Origin of the sequence: Paenibacillus sp. BGI2013, assembly GCF_002843485.1 — a bacterium.
GTDB lineage: Bacteria > Bacillota > Bacilli > Paenibacillales > Paenibacillaceae > Paenibacillus > Paenibacillus amylolyticus.
The window spans coordinates 645,361-661,798 of record NZ_PJFA01000002.1 but is presented as its reverse complement, the minus strand read 5'-3'; the positions used below and the strand labels follow the sequence as shown (position 1 = coordinate 661,798).

General features: G+C 46.4%; 13 protein-coding genes and 1 pseudogene. 3 read left to right on the top strand and 11 right to left on the bottom strand.

Annotated elements, in window-relative coordinates:
* Positions 1-73 precede the first annotated feature (73 nt).
* Entirely contained in the window at positions 74-430 is a 357-nt protein-coding gene (locus CXK86_RS06685; protein WP_076253621.1) for a hypothetical protein, read from the bottom strand.
* Between the two features lie 242 nt (positions 431-672).
* On the opposite strand from CXK86_RS06685, the gene CXK86_RS06680 reads away from it, so the two are divergent.
* Positions 673-909, top strand: a complete 237-nt coding sequence (locus CXK86_RS06680; RefSeq protein ID WP_076253622.1) for a helix-turn-helix domain-containing protein — start codon at positions 673-675, stop codon at positions 907-909.
* 397 nt (positions 910-1,306) lie between these two features.
* On the opposite strand, the gene CXK86_RS06675 is transcribed toward CXK86_RS06680, so the two are convergent.
* A complete protein-coding gene (locus CXK86_RS06675) occupies positions 1,307-2,500 on the bottom strand; it encodes a chymotrypsin family serine protease (protein ID WP_180361731.1) in 1,194 nt (397 codons plus the stop codon).
* Between the two features lie 263 nt (positions 2,501-2,763).
* On the opposite strand from CXK86_RS06675, the gene CXK86_RS06670 reads away from it, so the two are divergent.
* Entirely contained in the window at positions 2,764-3,348 is a 585-nt protein-coding gene (locus CXK86_RS06670) for a hypothetical protein (RefSeq protein ID WP_180361730.1), read from the top strand.
* Positions 3,349-3,683: 335 nt separating this feature from the next.
* A pseudogene (locus CXK86_RS06665) lies at positions 3,684-5,101 on the top strand (IS1182 family transposase).
* Positions 5,102-5,712: 611 nt separating this feature from the next.
* Here the strand turns inward: CXK86_RS06665 and fni are convergent.
* The 9 genes from fni to CXK86_RS06620 form a co-directional block, all read right to left on the bottom strand.
* A complete protein-coding gene (gene fni, locus CXK86_RS06660) occupies positions 5,713-6,780 on the bottom strand; it encodes a type 2 isopentenyl-diphosphate Delta-isomerase (RefSeq protein ID WP_101313547.1) in 1,068 nt (355 codons plus the stop codon).
* Positions 6,781-7,114: 334 nt separating this feature from the next.
* Positions 7,115-8,596: a phytoene desaturase family protein gene (locus CXK86_RS06655; RefSeq protein WP_101313546.1), complete on the bottom strand. Its 1,482-nt coding sequence runs from the start codon at positions 8,594-8,596 to the stop codon at positions 7,115-7,117.
* A complete protein-coding gene (locus CXK86_RS06650) occupies positions 8,593-9,741 on the bottom strand; it encodes a glycosyltransferase family 2 protein (protein ID WP_101313545.1) in 1,149 nt (382 codons plus the stop codon). Before CXK86_RS06650 ends, CXK86_RS06655 begins: the two co-directional genes overlap by 4 nt.
* Position 9,742: 1 nt before the next feature.
* Positions 9,743-10,504, bottom strand: a complete 762-nt coding sequence (locus CXK86_RS06645; protein ID WP_076328725.1) for a lysophospholipid acyltransferase family protein — start codon at positions 10,502-10,504, stop codon at positions 9,743-9,745.
* Positions 10,473-11,240: a carotenoid biosynthesis protein gene (locus CXK86_RS06640; RefSeq protein WP_076253629.1), complete on the bottom strand. Its 768-nt coding sequence runs from the start codon at positions 11,238-11,240 to the stop codon at positions 10,473-10,475. The genes CXK86_RS06645 and CXK86_RS06640 overlap by 32 nt, the downstream gene beginning before the upstream one ends.
* A complete protein-coding gene (locus CXK86_RS06635) occupies positions 11,240-12,112 on the bottom strand; it encodes a phytoene/squalene synthase family protein (protein WP_101313544.1) in 873 nt (290 codons plus the stop codon). Before CXK86_RS06635 ends, CXK86_RS06640 begins: the two co-directional genes overlap by 1 nt.
* Positions 12,109-13,572, bottom strand: a complete 1,464-nt coding sequence (locus CXK86_RS06630) for a phytoene desaturase family protein (RefSeq protein WP_101313543.1) — start codon at positions 13,570-13,572, stop codon at positions 12,109-12,111. The genes CXK86_RS06635 and CXK86_RS06630 overlap by 4 nt, the downstream gene beginning before the upstream one ends.
* Positions 13,569-15,119: a phytoene desaturase family protein gene (locus CXK86_RS06625; RefSeq protein WP_101313542.1), complete on the bottom strand. Its 1,551-nt coding sequence runs from the start codon at positions 15,117-15,119 to the stop codon at positions 13,569-13,571. The genes CXK86_RS06630 and CXK86_RS06625 overlap by 4 nt, the downstream gene beginning before the upstream one ends.
* Before the next feature lie 264 nt (positions 15,120-15,383).
* Complete coding sequence (locus CXK86_RS06620) at positions 15,384-16,340, bottom strand: MerR family transcriptional regulator (protein WP_257467786.1); 957 nt, start codon at positions 16,338-16,340, stop codon at positions 15,384-15,386.
* Between the last annotated feature and the right edge of the window lie 98 nt (positions 16,341-16,438).

Here is a 16,438-nt window from a genome sequence, read left to right as displayed (position 1 = left end):
TATTATAAAGATATTTATCTGCTTTGCTTAAAATGTTGCAAAAAATAGCCTGGAAGAGGGCTGGAGAGCCTTGTCATAGTATGCAATCAAGCATCAAATTCATATCCACACGGTCGGGAGTCCACAATAAGACATCCGTGAGAAATGTCATCGCATCCATACCACTCAATCTGTCCACGATTGACTCTAGCATCTCTCTTGCATTTCCTGTGATATGCTCAGTCAGGACTAACCCTCCAGTATCTCCATCAATATATAAATGATCTATATGTGTAACTCTCTGTACATGCCGAAGCCATAACGTACCTTCATCTACATAAATGATATAGCGCTCATTCATGACATAACCTTGGTAAATATACATTTCTCGATCTTGGTCAAAGGTGTCGAGGATTAACAAAGCACGTTCAAAATGGTTTGAGATTTTCATGACACTATTGCCCTCCCTTAAAAAGAATGAGACTCATTATTCATAATCATTATGAGAAATAACCATTAGGTAAATTTAAAACATTATTGATTTTGATTTTAAACCACAAACAATTTAACGCCAAAAGTTTAACGTCTATTGATAATATACCCAAACTTTATAACGTTTAACGATAAACGTCAAGTGATTATTTTAAAACATTTAACGTTAGGTTATCATTAAAGTGAAAGGTGGAATTGGCTATGTCTATAAAAATAAGATTGGGCGACACTTTAGATGCAGCCAGCGTCACTAAAAATGCACTGGCTAGAGAAGCAAAAGTTAGACCGAACCTTATCTATGATTTGTGCGAAGGAAAAACGAAAAGGCTTGATTTAGATACCTTGAATAATATCGTGAACACTCTACGGGCACTGACAGGAAATGACTACACTCTTAACGATGTGTTAGAGTACATACCGGATGATCACAAGGGATAAAAAAACAAACTGGACAAACATTTTCAATGGAGCGAAATGTCACTTTTAAAGAAAATCAAAAAAATCCGTCCATTTTTACTTTGGACGGATTTTTGTATTGTTACTGACTCCTGATAAATTTGAACCCGTATTTAGCCATGTTTAGTACGGCTAAGTACGAGTTCACATTATGGCACTCTGACTACGGGAGGAAACTTCATGGTAACCCAGTCAAAAGTATTTCAATTCATGCTCTCAATACGTGGTTTGTAACTACAAACCCCCACAGCGGACTTTCTCCGCCTAGTTAATCGCCATGCATGGCGCACAAAAAAAAGAAGCTTAGTTAATACTAAGCTTCTGATTACGATCTATGGTTATACCAAACACTCAATGATTATACTCTGTAATTCGTTGCTTAATAACTGTTATCCGTATAAACCCCTGACATTCCTAAACCATCATAGACATAACTATATTTCGAAAAAACTTCTCCTGTCTTTGTACCATTATAAAGATAATTCCCTTTATAAATCCCTTCTACGCGAGCATAACTTTTTACTCCATTGTTTGCGATGGAATACACCAAGCCTCCACTATCACCACCGATTAGCCCACCGTACTCAGTTCTCACTAAATGCATTGGGTTTCCAGGAATACTTAGATCAGAATCTATTACTTTCAAAAGGGAAGTACCCGTGCCACCTTTAGAAGTAGCATGAATTTTAACGTAATCACCGACTTGTCTATACGCCCCGGAATAATCAGTAGTACCAACGGTCATTGTACTTCCGTTAAGGAATACACTTGGCTTCACTCCTGATACATATTTCACAAAACCAGCATCATAGCTCGAACTTGAGCTATTATTTGCATTTGACATTGTACCAATAGAAGCTGATCCATCTGACAAATCATAGTATGTGCCGTTTGAACAGTGTCCTGCAGTCACACCAACATCATTTCCACTCGCTCTTCCATTAAAACCAAGACTACACACTCCCCAGGAATTTCCATCAACGTATCTTTCAATACGTTCACCTGAGAATAAATCATAAGCATTGTCTTTAATTTCAACATCGCCAACTATCCAATTAATCATATCTTCATTTAAATAGTTGCTTACAATCTCGTCCTTTTTGCTATCTAAATTCTCTTGCGTAATGTAAACATTGACTTTATTCTGTGTGGTATCGATTCCCACGGCTTCAAGGTCTAAAGATTCCGCATTTTTAAATATTTTTTCCTTTCCCTCGTAAAGTTCATTTTCGCTGTACTTTACATATTTGAATTTCAGTTTATCTGTCTTTTTGCTTTTACTCTTCAGCACTGTTTCGAGGTTATTACCCGCAAGGCTTTTAGCTTTGCTTTCGCTAGTTAGAAGTATTACATTGGTTCCATCTTCTTCGGTATACGCTCCAGCATAAGCATCTTTAAAGTTAGCAGCAATGTATTCCTGCAATTGGACACGATCATTCTGTGCCAGGGAAAACTCCTTACCCTCGGAATCCTGAGCTACCGCTACTGTATTAACTGGAGCAGGTCCGGCATCAATGGGTATTTCAAAATGATTTGAAGCAGGATTCGGACCCCCCCCCAAGTTCAGGACCATTTGCAAAAGCTGAAGAAGATAAAAGCATTATTGACATGGTAAACGTTGTAGCAATTGAGATCAGCTTTCTTTTCATTCTTAAACCAACTCCTTTTCAACAAAAAATTTCCTGGATATGCAGCAGGGGCACAACACATACCTCAACTTTTTTCCAGGTATACTTTTAATAACGTTGCTTCCAAGCAAAATGTTCCATAAAATACAAAAAAATAGTATAAAATGTGTTTTATATACTTTCCGCTCTGACCGTCAGCTGGTTAGTAATGAATAAAACAATTGAAGATCTGCGCGATCGTATTGCAACATCCTTACTGAATATAGCGTCAAATATATATCAACTAATCGATCGGAGGCTGTTAAAGATGAAAACTGCGGGTATGCTGAAGTTGATCGCCCCTTTGCTCCTATTCGTTATTTCAGGCTGTTCATTTAACGAAGCGAATAATAAGCCGCTTTTCCTTCTGGATGTAGATGCACCAACTGAGGTCAAAATTAATGAACCGTTTAATGTAGAGGCCTTCTTACGGAATAAAGGTACAGCTACGATTCAATTGGAGCATGGAGTAAATATGTTTACCTATACTCTTTTTGATGAAAAAGAGAAGGCTATAGATCTTGGAACAGAAAATTCGATAGTAAATGGTATTGGAATCAGCACATCCATCAAATCGGGGGGCAGTTATAGTTATGATGGTAGTGAGTATGTACCTTCGCCACAAAATGTACTAGAGTTAAAAACTCCTGGGACATATACTTTGGTAGTTCGTGCAAAGTTTAGGGCACAAATTGACGGTCAATGGAAAGATATCGAATTAACCTCCGCCCCTGCTTCATTAACTGCAAAGTAAAAAAATACTGACAAAAAGCGGATTCCGCTTTTGCATTCGGCTAGGTCACCCCAATCATCTGTCTGATTCCTGTATTTAGTTTTTTGAACAATCTGCAGGAAATGATAGGAAATGACTTTACTCTTTCAGATGTGTTAGCGTACATACCGGATGATGATGGGTAAAAAAACAAACTGGGCTAAACATTGTCAACGGAGCGTAACGCTTTCTCACTTTTAAAGAGAAACATAAAAAATCCATCCATTTTTCTTGAGGCCACTGAAAAAGTTCTAATTTAGAAAAAGGTACAGTTTTTCAAGAAAAATTGAGTTATCATGAAAAGTAGGTGAGAGCAGATGATTCGACAACAACAAACTTTAGTCCTGAGTCCTTATGCGGTACTGTATGACATCGTCGTTCCGAAGGACAATATGCTCCGTCAAATCAGAGCTCGTGGACTTTACTTTCATTTATGAAGAACTCGAAGCGAAATATTGTTTGGACAATGGACGTAACGCCATTGATCCTATTCGCATGTTTAAATATTTACTGCTCAAAGCGATCTTTGAACTGTCTGACGTAGACATCGTTGAACGCTCGAAGTATGACATGTCGTTTAAATATTTTCTCGGTATGGCACCGGAAGATTCTGTTATTGACTCCAGCTCTCTGACCAAATTCCGGAAATTGCGATTGAAAGATATGCTCATTGGTAAAACGGTGACGCTTGCGATCGAGCAGAGTATTGTGAAGAGCCCTGCCATTATCGTCGATGCTACGCATACAAAAGCGCGCTACAACCAGAAGTCACCGCAAGACATTCTACAAGACCGTGCGCGGAAGTTGCGCAAAGCGATATATACCTTGGATGAATCAGCCAAAACCAACAAGCAAAAAGCTCGAAGATGAAATAGAGTATTGCCAGAAGCTTGTCACTTTCGTTGAAACCGAATCTGGGATCGCACAAGTACCGAAAATTCTAGAGCCTCTGAACCTGCTGAAAGAAACGATCTCAAATGACGTCGAGCAACTTCGCCTGGCAGCAGACCCCGACGCACGAGTGGGACACAAGAGCGCAGACTCTGCTTTCTTTGGATACAAAACACACCTGGCCATGACTGAGGAGCGGATCATTACAGCGGCCGTTATCACAACAGGAGAGAAGAATGATGGAAAACAATTACAGGAATTAATCAAATAAATCAAAGCGGCTGGCATGCAGGTGAAGACCGTCATTGGAGACGCAGTTTATTCCGAGAGGGATAATATTGTATACACCCACAAAAATGAAATTGCACTTGTAGCGAAATTGAAGCCACTGATTACGCAAGGAAACCGTAAAAAGGAAGATGAGTTTCTGTTTAACAAGGATGCAGGGTTGTATGTGTGTCCAACTGGGCATATGGCCGTCCACCAGGCTCGGCAAGGCAAGAAAAGTATCGGTAAAAACCAAACAGATACTTATTATTTTGATGTAGAGCGATGTGTGCGTTGTGCACTGAAGGAAGGTTGCTACAAAGAAGGTGCGAAAAGCAAGACATACTCCGTTTCGATAAAATCGGAAGAACATTCCAAACAAATGGCATTTCAAGAAACAGAATATTTCAAAAAGAAATCCAAAGAGCGTTACAAAATTGAAGCGAAGAACAGTGAACTTAAGCATGGACACGGGTATGATATAGCCACATCCTCGGGTTTACTTGGCATGCAATTACAAGGTGCAATGGCCATATTTGCTGTAAATTTAAAACGAATATTGAAGTTAGCAGAGTAAGGAGAACAGAGAACACAAGCGAATAATGCCAAAAAAAGAAGACATCACTCCCAATACTTGGGTGTAAATGTCTTCTTTTTTGGCTAAACGTTATCCACTACTTGAAAAAGTAAAGTTCTTCAGTGGCCTCATTTTTCTTTGGACGGATTTTTTGTATTCTCATAACTTCTAAATTGTATTAAAACAAAAAAAGTCTTACGTACTTATCCATGCTAAAGCATGAGATAGACAAGACTTTGTAAGGATTTGATTATATTTGGCACCCCATATACAGAACCAAATATAGATGACACAAACAGCGTTGACCCGAGGAATTTCAATCCACGCACTGGTCTGGCGTGTGAAATCCCGTTCGGCATGACTTCAATCCACGCACTCCACGGAGTGCGACTGCGAAAAAATACGTAATAAAGTCATCAAATTCAAACATTATCACGTATTCTCAATCATTATACCAAATTACAGAAAAGTTTGTGATAAAAAACATCCTTCAACGAACACATGTGTTGCCAAAAGGTCACGAAAACGATGTTTTCGACAAAATTCGAGGTGCGAATCCCCCAAGGAAATCATGTGAGCTTGGGGTTCGCACCTGCATTTCCACCCTCACTCTACCGCCGTTCCACCAGACGTAACGTCTGTTTCAAATCCTCGATCCGACCAACCCCGATGCCAAACATCACGGTTCGCAGCTCGAATTCGACCTGTTCCAATCGGTTATTCAGCGCATCATCCGAAGCGACTGCGGATTCGAGTAGAGATCGGCCAAAACCAGCGAGATCCGCACCGAGCGCGAGGGCTTTGGCCGCGTCTACGCCCGTGTACAGTCCACCACTACCAATAAGTGCACCCGCTGGGTTCAGCGCACGCACTTCCTGAATACACTCCGCTGTCGGAATGCCCCAGTCGGCAAAAGCTTCCGCTGCCGCCCGGCGTACCGGGTTATTGTTGCGGTACTTCTCTACCTGTACCCAGCTTGTACCTCCAGCTCCGGCTACATCAATGAACGCGACACCCGCTTCATATAGGCGTTGAGCCGTCACGCCATCGATGCCAAAACCTACTTCTTTCACACCAACAGGTACGTCTAGCTCACGACACAAGTTTTCAATCCGTTGAAATAATCCACTGAAGTTGGTGTTACCTTCCGGCTGGAAAACTTCCTGCAACGTGTTCAGGTGAAGGACGAGCATGTCCGCACCCGCAATATCTACCGCACGCTGGAAATCAGCTGTGGTGAAGCCATAGTTCAGCTGCACCGCACCCAGGTTGGCAATGACCGGGATGTCCGGTGCCCAGCGCCGCACATCGAAGGTACTCGAAAGTTCCGGCTGTTCTACGGCAGCCCGGATCGAACCTACGCCGAGCGCCCAGCCTCTGGCGTTTGCTACTCGGGCGAGGCGCTCATTGATGGCGCCCGTTGTTTTGCTTCCACCCGTCATCGAACTGATGAGCAAGGGTGTGCGTACTTTTTTGCCAATAAACGAAGTCTCCAGATGCACTTCTTCAAAATCCAGTTCCGGCAGTGGGTGATGGCGAAACGCAAACCGCTCCATACCGCTGGTTACCCCTTCTCCTGCCACATTCTCCTCAAGACAGAGGCGCACGTGCTCTAGCTTCCGTTCTCCCGTAGCCACTTCGGGAAGCAGCCGTTCGCCGGCTCGCTCTTGTTCATTCATGATGAGACCTCCTATGTGAGAATCGTGCGGATCGACAGGATAACCTGCCTCTTCCTAGCTTCTATGTATATACGTCTTTTGCAAAAGACAAAAACATTAATCCTATAAGCATTGCAGCTCAGCAGTTTAACTCTATCCAGTATAACGTTCCAAACCGGCTATTGAAAGGATGCCCCGACACCAAATGTCTCACTTAAATCCCGGAGCACCACTATCTCATACCTACTCAACAGCACGGATCATCCGTAGTAGCTTCAAAGTTAATTAGCAGAGACGATACACACGCACATGGATCAACAAAACACATTTTCACTCCATCATCTGCACAACAAACTTATCTCAAGATTTCCGATGCCAATTGCTCACCAACAAGCTGTCCGGACAACGTCACTATCGGGGTTCCGCCGCCTGGATGTGTCGTTCCGCCGACGTACCAGAGTCCTTGTACATCTTTGCTTCGGTTGCCTGGTCGCATAAAGGTCTGCTTCACGGAGTTGGACGAGATGCCGTAGATCGATCCTTGATGCGCCAAGGTATCCCGTTCGATATCTTGCGGTGTGTACCGGATCAGCACATCGGATTCATTCAACCCGGTAATTCCCCGCGCCGCCAATTGTTCCAGCACAAACGCACCGTAACGTTCCGTCTGCTGCTCCCAATTCCATGAATCCGACAAATAGGGGGCATTGACCAGAATGAACAGATTACTGGCTCCCGCCGGAGCCATGCCCGCTTCCGAATAACCGGAATAACAGATGTAGATCGTGGGATCGGCGGGCATTTTACGGTCACGGAAAATATGGTCAAACTCCGGTTCATACCGTTCCGGGAAAAAGACCGTATGGTGTAACAACGCATCATATTGTCTTCTCACACCTGCCAGCGTCACAAATCCTGAAATGGAGGGCTCATACTTCCGTATGCGGGCATCGCTCATTTCTTTCCGATGTTCCGGTGCGAGCAGCAGTCGATTTACGCTAAGCACATCTCCATTCGCAACCACTTGATCTGCTTCGCGGAGGCCTTGATCCGTATCCACGCCAGCCACTTTTCCATTCCGAACAACAATCTGCCGGACCTCTGTGCCGGTAATGATCTGTACACCTTTTTCCCGAGCCAGCCGGGTCATACCTTCGATCAGTTGATAGGTTCCACCTTTGACCCCGTAGATGCCCACTTCTGCTTCCACATGCCCCATCATGGCAAAGATCGAAGGTGATTGATACGGCGATGATCCCACATAGGTCGCGTACCGTCCGAACATAGCCAGCGTATGCGGATGTTGGAAATATGAGCGCAGTAACTTATCCAGCTTCACCGTTGGCCGCACGCGGAGCAGGCTGCGCAGCATCTGAAGATTGTATTTGTCAGAAGGAGACAGCAGCAACTTACCCAGAAAATGACGATTGGCTTCCGCATATAGCGCGGCAGATTCATCCATAAACGCATCATAACGAGCTGCATCCTCCGGACTGTACGTAGCGATCTGCTCCTTCATCCACCCGCGATTACCTGACAAATCTACCACTGTGCCATCTGCAAATATATTACGCGTGCGCGGTTCTAACTCATATAATTGTACGTAATCTTCCATTGCTACTCCAGCATGGTCGAAGACTGAACGAAAGGTCGATGGCATCGTGATCGTGCTCGGTCCCCGGTCAAAATGATACCCGTCCCGCTCAATCTGCTGTAGCTTGCCACCTACATGTTGCTGCCGTTCCAGAATGGTCACCTGCACACCTTGTGAAGCCAGTCGTATTGCACACGACAGACCTCCAAATCCTGCACCGATTATAATGACGTTACCTCTCAACTGTACCGCCTACCTTTCCATACATACCCCTTGCCGGAGCGGCCTGCCTGCCAGGAAGCGAATCCGATGGCAATGACACAGGCCATGCTGACCGGTTGCAGAAGGGCAAGCCACCAGGGTTGTCCGCCAGCATGATCCGCTACTCTTTTTACAGCCATACCTAATAATGTTCCTAACAATCCATACAGAATGGACATCGAACTGCCCATAAGGAGTCCAATAATCAATCCTAGTGGAGGCACAATATACATCAGTGTATACATTAACATCGTGCCAAGCAGCAGCACGTCTTTGCGCCCCATACCTTCGTACATGTTTTTCTTATATCCGTTCCATACTTCTGCCCCGTTCTGATACATACGGGTATTTGTTACATCATGCACATCGGTCAGCATCACCGGATGACCTGCACGCTTGACTGCTTTGGCGAGACTCATATCATCCACCAGATGTGCCTGAATGGCAGCATGACCACCGGAAGCTTCGTAACTGGAGCGATGAATCAGCAAAAAAGCCCCCGTAGCGGCCACAAACATCGGACTGGATGATCTTCGTATCATGAAAATGGGCAGATGACTGATGATGGTGAAGACCATCATGGGTACAACAAGCTTTTCCATCCACGTCTTTGTTACCTGATAAGGAAAACCGGTTACCAGCCCCCCGCTCTGCTCACACCCTGCCGCAAGAGTCTGCCGAATGGCACTTGGCTCCAGACGCACATCCGCATCCACGAACATATACCATTCTCCCTTGGCCTCCTGAACCAGCCTGTGACACGCATGGGATTTCCCCATCCAGCCTTCGGGAAGATCAACGCCATGCAGCAAACGCACACGTGCATCCCGATCCGCAATCGCTTGTACCATGGCCGCTGTCTCATCTTCGGAGCGATCATCCAGCACCAATACTTCCATCTGGAATCCTGATGTATCGCTCGCGAGCACACTCTCCAGACATCCTTCGATATGTAGTCTTTCATTTCTGGCTGGAATCAGCACCGAGACCAGCAGGTCTGGTGGTTGTATTCGGTCTGCTCGGAATGAACGCACTTTGGGCAGACAGGAGACGTTCCATAGAGCGAACAGCAACTGTATGCCCAATATGCAGGTAAGCACAATCCAGAAGATTTCAGATGCATTCATGCTAACGGTTCACCCGCTTTCGTGCCGCATCGTATTTTTCACTTGTCGAACGTACATGACGAATCAGTGGAATCGCATCTGGCAAACTTCCCTGCCCCATCCGTATAAGCTCTGATCTATGATCGTCTAACTGCTGTTCCAGCACATGGCCGAGTCTGGCGGCAATCTCTTCACTCTTCAACGCCTTCCAGTCTTCCATCACAGCCGGGCCCGCCTGCATCGATATTTCCGGTAAATCATGCTGGACCATCCCATGGCACAAGGTTACCGGTACAGCAATGGCATTTGGAGAACGACGAAGTAACAATCCGATGCCTGGACGGAACTGAATCGGTCTGGCCTCCTGATGCAATATTTCTCCTTGGGGAAAAATCCAGACCCTTTTACCTGAATCCAATAATTCACTGGTGTACTGTAGAGAGGTCCGAATACCGGACGCACTCTCCTTATTGATCGAATACGCACCCAATTTACGAAAAAAAGCATATTGCTGAAGCTGTTGCTCCTCCATCATCACATAATGATCACCCCGCGATGTCTGCCTGGCCGCATGATAGAGCAGCAGACCATCCCACCAGGAGCTGTGATTCATGAAATAGATCACGGGACGAGTCGGTTCAATCGGGGAGTTGTCCCTGATGTCCACCTGCGGGTCCAGTGACCCTGTGAGCGTGAAGGAGCGGAAGCGCCGACGTAGCAGATAATAGTGATTGTATAAGGCAAAAATACGATTAAACGGTTTTGATTTTACGGCGCGAATCATAGAGCCAGCTCCCTTCGGCAAGAAGCACACCAGCAATGGCGATGATAAAGCTGCCCGTAATCCCTTCCTTTAGAGCAAGCAGGCCGAACAGAAGAATAAACAGCTGATACAACCATTTTGCACGCAGCAATGAGCTACGGTCATTAGGCATGGCCGGAAGGAAAAGGGATAAGAATGCACCCATGATAAACCAGCTTATGTAATTGGTCCACGGAACACCGTAGAATCCACCTGGGGCTTGCCACTCCCAGAATCCTCTTGCATGCGCAACAGGGTCGAGCACCAGATCGAGTACAATCGCCCAGAACCCGGTCTTCACTGCTCGAAGCAATCTGCCAGTCCACGTTGAACCACCGCCACTTAACAGCGCCGAGTTACCCACCACTGCGATCCAGGCGAAACCCAGCGTAACTGGCACACTGAACAGATGAATCCCGAAGAAGTCTGAGTAGGCATACTCGCCAAAAGGCCAATGCGTATGAACGCCTACCCACTCTACGCCCATACCTCCAAGCCAGATAATCACAGAGGATATCCAGAGTCCGGGTTTCAGCCAGATGACTGACTGGTCGGACAGGCCTGTCCGATTACGCCCTTGATAGATCAGATCCAGCACATACAATGCGTAGAAGATTAGAAATAAACCATTTGAAAAAGATAATACGTCAGGCACACCGATCGTTAGCATCAAGGTTGCTCCAATGACATACCACGCCCAGTAAAGCCACTGGATCATCAGGATACCGCCGTTCGGGAGGCTTGATAGGCCAGCATCGGGTAACGTTTCACAATTGCACCCAGCATCTCCAGTTTCAATTCATCGCTAACATATGCCCGCTTGGTATATACGTCATAGTCGTTGCGTTCAACGGCGTGTAGAATGGTGGAGTAAAAGGCTGCTGCCAGCTCGATGGAAAATGCACTTTCCGTTGGGTACGTATCCAGACGATCCATGCCAATACGGAACCAGTGCAATGCTGCAGCTTTTAATTCATGAACAATGGCAATAAAACGTTCGTCCACAACCCCGTCTTCAAAGTCCTGCTCGGTGTAACCATGCTTCTCCATGATCTCCAGCGGAACATACCGACGCACTCTGGCCCGATCTTCACCAACATCCCGAATAATATTAACGATCTGCATCCCTTTACCCAAAGCAATCCCGTTCACGGCTACTTCCGCGCCGTTATCATCCCGCAATACAGGCAACAACATCTCGCCTACGGTTCCGGCCACCAGATAACAATAATGCTCCAGTTCCTGCATCGTTGTATAATGCGTTACTTTAAGATCTGTGAGTTGCCCTTCCATCTGACGGAAAAATGGCCCCTTATCCAGATGAGGGAAACTGCTGAACAACCATCTCAGTGCTGGCCAGATAAAGTGTCCTTCCGCGTCGTCCAACTGATCAAACAAATCATGGATCTCGTGAATCGTATATGGCGAATGTTCCGGCTCGTCTACACTGTCATCAATCATGCGGCAGAAGGCATAAATGACATATACCGCTTCCCGACGTGGACTTGGCAGCCCTCTAAAGGCCTGATAAAAAGAGGAAGAACCCTTTTGCATCAACTCTTCACACCTGCTCAAAATCGCTTCATTCATGTTCCCATCTCCTTCATGAGTTGATTGACGGCCATCCGTGCACTCTGCATTACAATCGGCACTCCGCCACCTGGATGTACAGATGCTCCTGCGGCATATAATCCCTTTATATTAGGGAATGGTTTGGGTTGCGGTCGGTATACACCGGACTGGAATAATACAGGTGCTATACCAAAGCTTCCGCCCCCATAGAGCCCGTCTCGCTCTGCGTCAGCGGGTGTACGTACCTTTTTCCACTTGATCGCTGCACGAAGTCCCGGGAATCCACGTTGCTCCGCTTCTTCCAGTACCCGTTCTGCCAATGCTTCACTCTCCTGATCCCAGTCGACACCTTCGGCATCTGGTACGGGAATGAGGAAATATAATACACTCTGTCCTTGAGGTGCTGCAGTTTCATCCAATGCGACCGGATTAAATACGTAAAATGAGGACTTTGCCGGAATGCGTCGCTGATTGAACACTTCCTGCAAACTGCCTTCAAGACTCGGTGGCAGGAAGAACTGGTGCGTCGTTGCATCTTCCCAGGTTTTGTCCACGCCCACATAGAGCAATACACATCCGGAAGAGGGACGATACGGTTTTCTTTTACGTGCTACCTCTGGTGATTGTCCAAGCAAACCTGATAGATGGGGGAAATCACCATTGTAGATAACTGCATCCACATTTTCTGCGCCTGCTGCCGTTTCTATACCTTCACACACACCATTTTTAATCTTGAGTCCGGTCACTTCCGAATTCAGCACGACACGTCCACCACGTGATATCAGTTCCTGTTCCAGAATGGCCGGCAATGCTGCATATCCACCTTTGACCATCCAGATGCCATATTCATGCTCTGCGTAAGGTAAAAGGGAATAGATACCTGGCGTCCCAAACGGTGATCCACCAATGTATAAACTTTGCAGTGAGTATGCATCAAGCAATTCCTCGTGCTCAAAATAATCGCCTACCGCTTTCCGGACACTTTTGTGTGCACGCAATCTGCCCATGAGTGACATGAGCGAAGGGGTGAAGAAATCCCTTTTGCGCGGAAAAGCCCTTTCCAGAAACGCTGCCCGGCCTGCCGGAAACAACGTGTCCATATCTTTCATGAACCGTCTGAATCCTCGGCTCTCTCCCGGGAACAAACGCTCAATCTCCGCCGTCTGCTCTTCACGTGAGGTCATCTTGGTCATGACACGACCACTGTGGTAGTGGACTCTGTATAACGGATCACAGCGAAGTAACTCAATCTTCGAACGATCTACGCCTGCTTCCTCCATTATGCCAAGTAACATCTCCGGCAGCAGTACGATCGTTGGCCCCTGATCGATCCGATACTCGCCTTCCTGCTCATATCCAATACGTCCGCCAACGCGGGAACCCCGTTCATACACGGTGACATCCCAGCCTTGACGGTTCAATAACAGTGCCGAAGTGAGTCCGCCAATCCCTGCGCCTACAATAGCGGCCCGCTTCATGAATGCCCTCTGGCTTCTGCCGTCTTCACATAAGAGGATGGCTTGGAACGTGTGCGTGCGTCCTCTTCCTGAATCAGTCTGACACTGATCCGTGCCGATTCGAAAATCGTGGGCAACCCGCTGCCCGGATGTGTTCCGCCGCCTACCAGCCATACACTTTTCAACTCTTCAAACTGGTTATGGGGACGCAGATACATCATCTGACCCAAATTATGTGCCATATTAAACGTTGCTCCCCGATACACATCCAGTTCAGTCTCCCAATCGAGTGGAGTGAACAGCATACATTCTTCAATACGGCTGCGTATGTCTGCCAACTCAGCAATGCCTTCCATGCGTTTCATCATGGCCTCCTGCACATTCTCCCGTTCTGCCTCCCAATCAATATCTGCGGTAAGGTTAGGCGTAGGCATAAGAACATACAAAGCAGATTTCCCTTCCGGTGCCAGCGTCGAATCAAGTCTGGAAGGGTTATGAATATATAGAGATGGATCGGCAGACAGCATTTTGTGCTTTGTAATCTCGTCGACGTTCAACCGGTAGTCCTCGGGAAAATAGATCGAGTGATGCGGCAGGTCCACATCACCATCCACGCCCAGATACAGCATTGCTGTAGAGCAGGAATACTTTTTGCGTTTCATTTTCTCCGGGGTATATTTCTTAAGCACGCCTGGTTCAAACAGATGGTTAACCGCATGTGCAAAGTCGGCGTTCACCACCACATGGTCTGCTTCGATGCGTTCACCGTTCTCAAGCAACACACCTTCTGCACGACCATTGCGAACGATGACCTGTTTCACCGGGGTCGAAGTATGTATGCGTCCTCCGTGTTCTTCCACGACATCGGCCATGGCTTGGAAGATCCGATTCACGCCGCCAATGGGGTGGAACAATCCGTAGTGATGCTCAATAAACGATAATATGGTAAAGGTACCCGGACAATCCCAGGCAGACATGCCAAGGTATTTGGATTGGAATGTAAATGCCCAGCGTAGACGCTCATCTGTAAAATAGCGGGACAAGATTCCATAGACTGTATTGTGGACATCAAGCTTAGGTAGAGCTGTTACCGCATCCTTGCGTAGATAGTCAGTCAACTTGCCAAAAGGACGACGGAGCAGAGGCATGACTTTGCCAAACTTCACTTCTTCTTCTTGCATGAACCGAAGGTAATTGTCCTCATTGCCCGGAAACAATTCCTTAATCTGTGCAGCTGTATCTTCCCGATTACGAGAAGGCGTGAACACCTTATCACCAAAGTTCAGTGCGTACAGTGGGGTTAGCTCTTTCATATGCACATAATCGGATAACTTACGCCCCACCACGTCGAACATCTCTTCAATCAGCTGAGGCATCATCAAAAATGTAGCACCGCGGTCGAATCGATATTCACCCAGTTCCAATCTGGCAGAACGCCCCCCGATGACTGGCTGTTTCTCATACACATCTACCTCGTACCCCTGACCGGACAATAACATCGCTGCTGCAAGTCCACCCGGACCTGCACCAATGACAGCTGCACGTTTGCGTTGTTGATTCGGTATCATGCCACTCACCTTTCTATGTAGGGAATTCCTATAGTTCTCAAGCCCCTAACCTATTATTAAACCGCCCAAGAACACTTTAAGCGGTAACTAGCAAAAACATTATACAAATATAATACAAATATTATACGAGCTTGTAAACCAAAAAATGACCCGTCGGTCAAAATACCTGGTAATCCATTTATAAACACAAAAAACACCCTTTGATCACTTTCGTCAAAGGATGTCCTTTATACACTAACCTATTCATATCATTTGAGATTATGTTTAATTATTGGCCTGTCCAAACCGTGCACCAGGTGACCGCTCGGAGAGATATTCACGCTCCATCCACGACTGCCAGTCCGCAGAACTCTCCGGCATAATCCATTGCGGATAACGCGCATGCTCTGCACGCTCATAGCCCTTTCCACCAAGTACAAAGCGAATATGCGGGAACTCGTTTTTAATCCGCTCGACGAGTTGATCACATTTAACAAGAAGCCCTGGACTTGTGATCGACAGGCAGACCAACTTGATCTTCTGCTCCCGGATAATCGGGAAGATACCTTCTTCTGGCGTGTTCGCACCGAGATACAGTACTTCCGCTCCATTTTTGCGCATAAAAAGAGAGAACAGCAGCAATCCGACCTGATGGTGCTCCCCTTCCGGACACAACGCCAGAACTTTGGGCAGATGCGGATAGATCGGGAACAGATGGAAAAACTGATAAAAGCGCTGTGATATCAGCTGTGTCATGAAGTGTTCCTGAGCCACCGAAGCCCTGCCTTGCTCCCATGCATCTCCAACCCGAACCAGAATGGGCACCAACACATGATAGAACATCGAGTCATACCCATACATGGTGAACCCAAAATCAATCAAACCATTGGCACGTTCACCCTGAAAGTTGTAGAGCGAGTCATAGATCTGATCTGCCATGCGTGCGTAGGCTTCTTCCATCGTAGGCACCGGAGCCATGATCGGCGTGGGCACAGCCTCGGGCGGATTTAATTTGTTTACTTTCAACATCCGTACCGCTTCCGAAATATTGGTCTGATGTAGCTCAACCTGTTCTTTCAACCAGCGCAGATCCGCAACATTCTCTTCGGTATACATTCGATAACCCGATTCCGTCCGCTCAGGGGTGACCGCACTATACCGATTCTCCCAAGCCCGGAGCGTCACCGTCGGGATACCGAGCATGGCAGCGACTTGTTTGATGGAATACACCTTATTACCCACTTTCTTTCCTAAATGTCCAGATTTCAAAGGTTATATCATTGGTTCCCCGTCCTTGTCAGGCATATGAAAACCCTAACATTCTACAAAAATAATACACT